At 71.2% G+C, this 7,890-nt stretch carries 8 protein-coding genes; 5 read left to right on the top strand and 3 right to left on the bottom strand.

Features of this window, described 5'->3' with window-relative positions; all coding sequences use genetic code 11:
• Positions 1-7: 7 nt before the first annotated feature.
• Together I6A81_RS33680 and I6A81_RS33685 are read left to right on the top strand one after the other, a co-directional pair.
• Positions 8-1,576 (top strand): sugar ABC transporter ATP-binding protein, encoded by a 1,569-nt coding sequence (locus tag I6A81_RS33680; protein WP_203006734.1) that lies wholly within the window; start codon positions 8-10, stop codon positions 1,574-1,576.
• A complete protein-coding gene (locus I6A81_RS33685) occupies positions 1,573-2,625 on the top strand; it encodes an ABC transporter permease (protein WP_203006735.1) in 1,053 nt (350 codons plus the stop codon). Before I6A81_RS33680 ends, I6A81_RS33685 begins: the two co-directional genes overlap by 4 nt.
• Before the next feature lie 65 nt (positions 2,626-2,690).
• Here the strand turns inward: I6A81_RS33685 and I6A81_RS33690 are convergent, their stop codons facing one another.
• On the bottom strand, positions 2,691-3,017 hold the full coding sequence (locus I6A81_RS33690; protein ID WP_307875102.1) for a DUF3237 family protein: 327 nt from the start codon (positions 3,015-3,017) through the stop codon (positions 2,691-2,693).
• A complete protein-coding gene (locus I6A81_RS33695) occupies positions 3,014-3,751 on the bottom strand; it encodes an SDR family oxidoreductase (protein ID WP_203006737.1) in 738 nt (245 codons plus the stop codon). Before I6A81_RS33695 ends, I6A81_RS33690 begins: the two co-directional genes overlap by 4 nt.
• 93 nt (positions 3,752-3,844) lie before the next feature.
• On the opposite strand from I6A81_RS33695, the gene I6A81_RS33700 reads away from it, so the two are divergent.
• Positions 3,845-4,708, top strand: a complete 864-nt coding sequence (locus I6A81_RS33700; protein WP_307875103.1) for a LysR family transcriptional regulator — start codon at positions 3,845-3,847, stop codon at positions 4,706-4,708.
• 62 nt (positions 4,709-4,770) lie between these two features.
• Here the strand turns inward: I6A81_RS33700 and I6A81_RS33705 are convergent, their stop codons facing one another.
• Positions 4,771-5,646: an NAD(P)-binding domain-containing protein gene (locus I6A81_RS33705; protein WP_203006738.1), complete on the bottom strand. Its 876-nt coding sequence runs from the start codon at positions 5,644-5,646 to the stop codon at positions 4,771-4,773.
• 113 nt (positions 5,647-5,759) lie between these two features.
• Between I6A81_RS33705 and I6A81_RS33710 the strand changes: the two genes are divergently transcribed.
• Complete coding sequence (locus tag I6A81_RS33710) at positions 5,760-6,515, top strand: antibiotic biosynthesis monooxygenase family protein (protein WP_203006739.1); 756 nt, start codon at positions 5,760-5,762, stop codon at positions 6,513-6,515.
• 551 nt (positions 6,516-7,066) lie between these two features.
• Positions 7,067-7,840: an RAD23 family protein gene (locus tag I6A81_RS33715; protein ID WP_203006740.1), complete on the top strand. Its 774-nt coding sequence runs from the start codon at positions 7,067-7,069 to the stop codon at positions 7,838-7,840.
• The last annotated feature ends 50 nt before the right edge of the window (positions 7,841-7,890 follow it).

The following is a 7,890-nucleotide window of genomic DNA, read 5'->3' on the forward strand; positions in this document are numbered from 1 at the left end:
GTCCGCGGTGACGGCGGACGTCGACGCGCCGGCGCTCGCGGTCGAGCGCCTCTCGAAGCGTTACGGCCCCGTCGAAGTCCTGCGCGGGGTGTCGTTCGACGTCGCCAGGGGCGAGGTGGTCGGGCTTGTCGGCGCCAACGGCGCCGGCAAGTCGACACTCATCAAGATTCTTTCCGGAGCGGTGGCGGCCTCGGCGGGCCAGGTGCGGATCGCCGGGGCGGTCACCAACCCCGCCACCGTGCGCCAGGCCGCGCGGGCCGGCGTGCAGACCGTCCACCAGGAGATCGGCGCCGGGGTGATCCCCGGGGCGACGGTCGCGGAGAACCTGACCCTGGACTCGCTCGCCCCCGGCGGCGCGCTGTGGCGGAGCAGGCGGCGAACCCGCGCGGCGGCGCGCGAGATCGCCGCGGCCGCCGGGCTCGGTGCCGACCTCGAAGCCGTTCTCGACCGGCCGATCGAGGAGCTGCCGACGAGCGAGCGCCAGCAGGTCGTCATCGCCCGGGCGCTCTCGGCCCGGCCCCGGTTGCTCGTGCTCGACGAGCCGACGGCGACGTTGTCGACCCGGGAGAGCGAGCGGGTGCTGGCGTCGGTGGGGCGGATGGCCGCGGCGGGTGTGGCCGTCCTGTACGTGTCGCATCGGCTCGCGGAGATCGAGCGGATCTGTGAACGCGTCGTCGTGCTCCGCGACGGGGTCGTACAGCGGGACGTGCCGGCTCCGTTCGTCGCCCGCGCCCTGGCGGAGGCGATGCTCGGCGGGACGCTGTCCACGCTGCGTCACGAGATCCGCGGCGGTGGGTCGCCGGTGCTCGAGGCTCGCGGCGTGCGGGCACGACCGGACGGCGCGCCGTTCGACCTGGTCGTGCGCGCCGGCGAGGTCGTCGGCATCACCGGTCTGGTCGGATCCGGCCAGACCGAGCTGCTCGAGCAGCTCTACGGAGCCCGCCGGCTGCTCGGCGGGACGCTTTCCCTACGCGGCCGGCCGTACGCGCCGCAAAGCCCGGCCGACGCCGTCCGTGCCGGGGTCGGGCTGGTCGCCGAGAGCCGCGCCGAGCAGATCGTGCCGACGTGGTCGGTCCGCCGGCACGTGACGCTTCCTCGCGTGCGGGCGCACTCCCGGTTCGGGCTGATGGACCCACGCCTCGAGCGCGCCACCGCGCGCCGGACGCTCGGTGACTTCGGCGTCGTCGGCCCGGGAGCCGACGCGGAACTGGGCGACCTGTCCGGGGGCAACCAGCAGAAGGTGCTCGTCGGCCGGTGGTTCGACGGGCACTCGACGCTGGTCCTGCTCGACGAGCCGTTTCGCGGAGTCGACGTGGGGGCGCGGGCGGACATCGCCGCCCACCTGCGGGAGCGCGCCCACGACATCGGACTCGTCGTGGCGTCGTCGGACCCGGCGGAGATTCTCCAGGTCGCCGACCGCGTCGTGGTGATGGCTGATGGCGGCGTGTCGGGCGAGCTGCGAGCCGACCAGATGACGACCGAGGAGCTGAGCCGCCTCCTGACCACCCCGGCCCGGCATTCCCGGACGACGGACGCCCGGGAGAACCGTCGGGCATTCGGTTTGGAGACCACATGACCACCGTCCAGGACCAGGGGCTGGTCTCCGCGCCGGCGGCCACCGGCACCGCGCGCCGGCTCGGGGCCCTGGGCGGCCTCGCGTACCGCTACGGGCTGCTGGCGGTGCTGCTCGGGCTGCTCGTCGTCTTCTCGCTCGCCCGGTCGCGGTTCCACACCTGGGACAACACGCTGATCATCCTGCAGTCGGTGTCGATCGTCGCGGTGGTGGCCCTCGGCGTCACGGTGTCGATGACGGTCGGCGGCTTCGACCTGTCCGTCGGCGCGAACGTCGGCTTCGTGGTGATGGTGACGGCACAGGTGATGGTCCGGTACAACCTGACCGGCGCCACCGCGATCCTCGCCGGACTGGCTGCCGGGCTGCTGGTCGCCGCGGTCAACACACTGCTGATCGTCGTCGCGCGGGTACCGGATCTGGTCGCCTCGCTCGGCACGATGTTCGCCTTCCAGGGCCTCGCGCTCATCATCACGTCGGGCCAGTCGGTCTCTGTCGGGATGGATCTCGGGGGCGGGCGGGTCGCGCCGGGTCGGTACGACCCGGACTTCCTGTGGTTCGGGACCGCGAAGGTCCTGTCGATTCCAGTCGCTGTCCTCGTGATGATCGTGATCGCGGCGGTCGTCATCGTGTTCCTGACTTACAGCCGGTGGGGCCGCGCGCTGTACGCGATCGGCGGAAATCCCGTCGCAGCACGCCTGGCCGGCATCCCCGTCAATCGCTACCGGGCACTGGCCTACGTGATCTCGGGACTGTGCGCGGCCTGCGCCGGTATTCTGCTGTCCGCCCGGCTCGGCCGGGGAGATGTGGGCGCCGGCGACGTCTACCTGCTCCAGGCCGTGGCGGCGACGCTGATCGGTTTCGCGGTCCTCGGCGCCAACCGGCCAAACCCGTTCGGGACGCTGGTCGGGGCGGTGTTTCTCGGAGTTCTGATCAATGGGCTCACCATGCTCAACGTGCCGTACTACACCCAGACCTTCGTGCAGGGCGCTCTCCTGGTCGCGGCCCTGCTGCTGAGCTACGCGGTGGCGCCTCGCTCCCGTCGCGCGAGTTGACCAGGTGACACGTGGGGGATTGGCGGATCGCGGGGTGGTCGCGTCACGATCCGAAAGGGCGCCGGTTATGCCACCCGAAGGACCGCGTACTCGATCCGGCCCGTACCCTCCAACCGTCCGGCCGCCACGAAAAGGCTTGTGTTCAGCCAGGCATAGCGCCGATCGCCGGTGTCGAACGAGATCGCAAGCCGCATGTACTGGTCGGCCCAGTCCGTCGGCCGGTCGGCTGCCGCTGCCGCGGTGAAGGCCGCGGTCTGCTGGACAAGACCGGTGTAGTGCATCAGAACCACCGCGCTGTCGTCAGTGACGAACTGTGCCCGCACGTCTGGCCGCCCAGACCGGGCGATCGTGGACCAGGACTCACAACATGATCGCGACAGGGTTCGGGTCACCAGGGGATGACGCCGTCGTCCTCGAAGAAGGAACCGGTCGGGCCGCCGTCGGGCAGCGTGGCGAGCCGGATCGCTATGGCCGCGCCCTGTTCAGGAGTGCGGGGCCCTCGGAAGCCGGTGAAGTCGGTCGCGACCAGGCCCGGGCAGGCGGCGTTGATCAGGATGTTCGTACTGGCGAACTGCCGGGCGTACTGCACGGTGACGGCGTTGAGGAACGACTTCGACGGCGAGTAGGCCGCCATGATGGGGCCGATTTCGATGTTCGGGTCCGCTTGCCGGGTAAGGGAGGCGACGTTACTGGAGACGTTGACGATGCGTGGCGACGTCGAGCGCCGCAGTAGCGGCAGCATCGCGTTGGTCACCCGGATGGCGCCGATGACGTTGGTCTCCACAACCATGCGGACCACGTCAAGGTCGAGCGTGGTCGGGTCCTGCACCCACCCCGGGGCCATCTCTCCTGAGATGCCGGCGTTGTTGATCAGGGCGTCCAGGCGCCCGGACCGCCGTTCGACCAGTTCCGCGGCATCCGTGACGCTCTGGTCGCTGGTCACGTCCAGCGGCACCCCGAACGCGTCCACGCCGGCGGCGCGCAGCTTGTCAACGGCGGTCTCGAGCCGGGCCTTGTCGCGGGCTCCCACGCCCACGCGGTATCCGAGGGCGCCCAGCCCGGCCGCGATCTCGTATCCGATTCCCTTGTTCGCGCCGGTCACCAGCGCGACCTTTGTTTCGCTCATGCCGTTGATGTTCGCTCGCGGGCCAGCGGTGTATCCAACACCGATACGGTGCTCTGTCATACCCTGTGGGTATCACTGGGATATGTTGTGGCCGTGGACACCTTGGAGACCCGCGAGCTGAGGTACTTCGTGGCCGTCGCCGAGGAACTGCACTTCGGCCGCGCCGCCGAGCGCCTCGGCATGGCCCAACCGCCGCTGTCCCGGGCGATCCAGCAGCTCGAGCGGCGCCTCGGCGTCTCCCTGCTGGAACGTAACCGCCGCGGCGTCTCCCTGACCGGCGCCGGAGAGGTGCTGCTGCACGAGGGCCGCGCGGCCCTCGACGCGACCGCCGCCGCCGCGCGCCGCACCCGTCGCGCCGGTGGCGCTGACAGTCCGGCTGGCTCCCGCGGTCGCCTGGTGCTGGCGGTGAAGGCCGCCGGGTCTCACGAACTGCTGCAGAAGCTTCTTGACGCCTATGCGGCCGAGCCCGATGCCGCCGAGATCGAGGTGCTGCCGTGCGGCCTCTGTGAGCAGGAAGGGCTGCTGCGCGATGGCCGCGCGGACGTGGCGCTCATGCACACGCCGTTCAACTCCCTCGCCGGGTTCGACAGCGAGGAGCTGCTGACCGAGGGGCAGGTCGCCATTCTGCCGACCGGGCATCCCCTCGCCGCGCGCAGGACCTTGTCCCTGTCCGACGTCAGCGACGTCCCCGATCTTCCGCTCGCCCGCTGGCCTCGCCACGGCACGTACGCACCCGGCCCGGGTCCCGAGATCCACGACCTGGCGCAGCTGGCCCAGCTGGTCGCCCTTGGACGCACCGTGGCCGTCTTCCCCGATTCCGCCCGCGCCTGGCTGTGGGCCGAGCACACCGCCGTCCCCCTGACCGACGCACCCCTCGTCGTCACCCACATCGCCTGGCCCCCGCACAGCCGCTCGCTCGCCCTCGCCGGGCTGATCCGCACGGCGACACAGCTATGACCCTTCCTGCCCTTCCGCAGGTACCAGAGCTCGGGTGATATCGATGGCCGGGCCCGGCGGTCCTACTCCGTGCCGCCGGGCCGAGGCCGGGGCCGCCGTCGCGCGAGGTAGACGTTCTCGCCGGTGCCCTGGAGGAGCTCGGAGACCGGGAGCGACTGCCCGTGCTCCCTGGCGACGGCCACGGCGTGGCGCAGGTCCTTGTCGAGAAGGGTGGCCGACACGCGCATGACCTCGTCCTCCTCCTCGGTGCCGATGCCGTGCCGCCGACGCTCGTAGATCCGGAGGAAGATCTCGCTCTGCGCGGACAGCGTGCCGGAGTGGCGGGTGACCTGTTCGACCAGCCCGTCCCGTACTCCCGCGGCGGCGGCGAGCTCGACCGCCTCGACGACGGCGGCGTACCCCAGGTACACCATCACGTTGTGGGCCAGCTTCAGGGCCGCGCCGCTGCCAATCGGGCCGGTCGGGACGACGCTCGCGGCGAAGCGCTCGAATGTCGGTAGCAGGCGGGCGACGACGTCCTCGGGTCCGCCGACGAGGACGCTCATCGTTGCGTCCAGCACGCTCGCGCGGCCCTGCCCGGCCAGCGGGGCGTCGACGAGGTGCATGCCCCGGGCCGACGCCTGGGCCGCCAGTCGGGTGACCGTCTCCGGTGTCACCGTCGAGAGCACCGCGATGACGGTGCCCGGGTGGGCGCCGTCGACCACATCGGACACGACCTCGACGCACTGGCTGTCGTCCCGGACGGCGATCAGCACCAGGTCGCAGCGTTCGCCCAGCTCGCGCGCCGACCCGGCGCGCACCGCGCCGGCCGCGACCGCGGCGTCCACGGCCTCGGCACGCAGGTCGTGGACCACGGGTGCGTTCCCGGTGGTCGCCAGCCGCTCCGCGAGCGCGCCCCCGATCAGCCCGAGCCCGATGATCCCGACCGTCTCAGCCATCGCGGTTCCTGTTCTCGACTCTTGACCCGTTCACAGGACGTGTGACCCGTTCCCAGGGCATGCAGCAACGTATATTTTATACGAAAAATGCCGCAGCGGTGGGCGGAGGGGCCATGGGTTCGCGTGACCTGTACCTGTACGAGGTCGTCGACATCATCGGGCAGGGCCAGTACGACTACATGGAGCACCTGTGGCGGGATCCGGTGCTGCGGATGCCGGAGATGTTCGGGTTACAGGGCTCGTTCTACGTCTGCGCCGCCGGCGGCGGGCGCTGGCCCCAGGTCGTCAACATCTGGGACTGCGGCACCCAGGGCTGGGACGGCTGGGCGGCGAACGTCGACCGGATGAACCTCAAACGCCGCAAGGCGTTCTACGGCGACTGGTGGGACGAGGCCGCGAAGTGGCGCAGCGGCGGGTTCGACCGGCTGTGCGGAGGCGTGCCCGGCAGCCCGACGACCGAGCAGATCCAGGCCGCCGGGATCAGGGGCACGCTGTTCGTCAACGAGATCCTCCAGGTTCGGCCAGGCAGCGCGCTCGACTTCCTCGACGCGGTCGCCGAGGTCCGCAAGCCGCTGCTCGCCGAGTACGGGCACCACGCGACCGGGCTGTACGAGGTGTTGAGCAACCAGCACGAGGTCGTCCTGGTCTGGGCGACGGACCTGCCCGCGCAGCTGCGCTACCGCAAGGCCCGCGACACCACGCGCGGCCTGTCCGACGACGGCGACGCCGACGACCGCATCGTGGCCTGGGAACGGGTGTCCGCCGAGTTCGTCACCGGTGGCGACACCCACCTGATGACCCCGCTGCCCCGCACCGTCTACGGCCCCGACGACTGGGAGGACGCCGCGCTGGAGGACTGGCTCGCCTGAGCCCACGGACGAAGATCGGCGGCGCCAGGGCTGGCATCCGGTACCTGGGCACGGGACGCCGGTAGCGCCGGCGCGCGGTGCCAGCGCGACCGACGGGACCCATGTCATGCGAGGCTACGCCATTCCCGGTCGACGCCCGCACCCTGCCGACCGCCGGCTGGCCGCGGTGACGGATGTGGCGAGTCGGCGGTCTGAGACCTCGGCTGGCGCTCGGCCGACGCGTCGGTGCCTGTCGGGCCAGCGACTGAGGCGGATGCTCACACGCTCGCTCACACGGCCGGCTGGTCTGCTGATGGTCGTCCTCGACGGGATCGCCCGGGGTGCCGAGCGGGTGCGCGGCTCAGATGTGCCACCGGCCAACCGAGGTTGGTTGCCAGGCCCGAACCAGGTGGGCATGGTCCGTCGATCCGTGCCTGGCGGCGGTGCGGAGGGCGGTTACGACCGGACGAGGCCGACGTGACCGTGGGACCACGCCAAGCCATGCGCCGGCACGGCGGGTTGGAAGGAAGTGCGAGATGTTCAGGATTTCGCGAACGCGCATTGTCGGATCGGTGACGCTGCTCGCCGCGCTGGCCGCCGTGGGGCTGACCGGGTGCGAGCCGGTCACCACCGGCGCACCCGTGGTCGACGCACCGCCGCCGGCGACCGTCCATGCGCCGGGCGACTCCGAAGTTCCGCCGGATGAGGAGACCGTGCCTCCGGTGGACCCGCCGTCGACCGGCACGGACGAGGAGACCGAGGAGCCTTCGGCGGACCCGCCGCCGACCATCCCGGACGGGTCCACCAGTCCCGCGCGGGACTGGGACGTCGACGGCGACGGCGGCATCGACCAGCTCGCCCTCTCGTCCGAAGGCGAGCTGACAGCCACCTACTCGGGCGGCGGCGGGGATATCGTCACGTTGAGTTACGGCATCCCCGAGGACCTTCTGCTGCTCGGCGCGGTGGACGCGGACGCGGACGGCCACGCCGAGGTGTTCGCCCGCGTGGTCCAGGGCGCCAACGCCAAGATCGTCACCGTGCTGCGCTACGTCGACGGTCACCTCACGCAGGTGACGATGGACGGCGACGACGCGTCCCTCAGCCTCGGCGGTGGCGTGGCGAACCAGTTCTCCTGGGCCTGTGATTTCCCGACGGGCGAGATCGTGCAGTGGGAACGCCATTCCGACGACGACAACCAGAGCTTCCAGGGCGAGGTGCGTCGATACCGGTTCGAGGGCAGCGCCCTGACACTTACTTCACGCACTCCCTTCTGGCTCGGCGCCGACGAACCTCTTCCTGGAGTACCCGCCACCAGCGGCTGCGGCTCGCTCGACCTGAGCCTCTAGCCGAGAGCAACCCACTCTGGCGGTGCCGATCCGCCGGGCCGCGCCGCGGC

This window comes from Frankia nepalensis (genome assembly GCF_016786325.1).
GTDB lineage: Bacteria > Actinomycetota > Actinomycetes > Frankiales > Frankiaceae > Pseudofrankia > Pseudofrankia nepalensis.

Bases quoted from the DNA above. Each gene is read 5' to 3' on its own strand.
- I6A81_RS33685 (WP_203006735.1), top strand. From the start codon at position 1,573: ATGACCACCGTCCAGGACCAGGGGCTGGTCTCCGCGCCGGCGGCCACC.
- I6A81_RS33695 (WP_203006737.1), bottom strand. From the start codon at position 3,751: ATGAGCGAAACAAAGGTCGCGCTGGTGACCGGCGCGAACAAGGGAATC.
- I6A81_RS33705 (WP_203006738.1), bottom strand. From the start codon at position 5,646: ATGGCTGAGACGGTCGGGATCATCGGGCTCGGGCTGATCGGGGGCGCG.
- I6A81_RS33710 (WP_203006739.1), top strand. From the start codon at position 5,760: ATGGGTTCGCGTGACCTGTACCTGTACGAGGTCGTCGACATCATCGGG.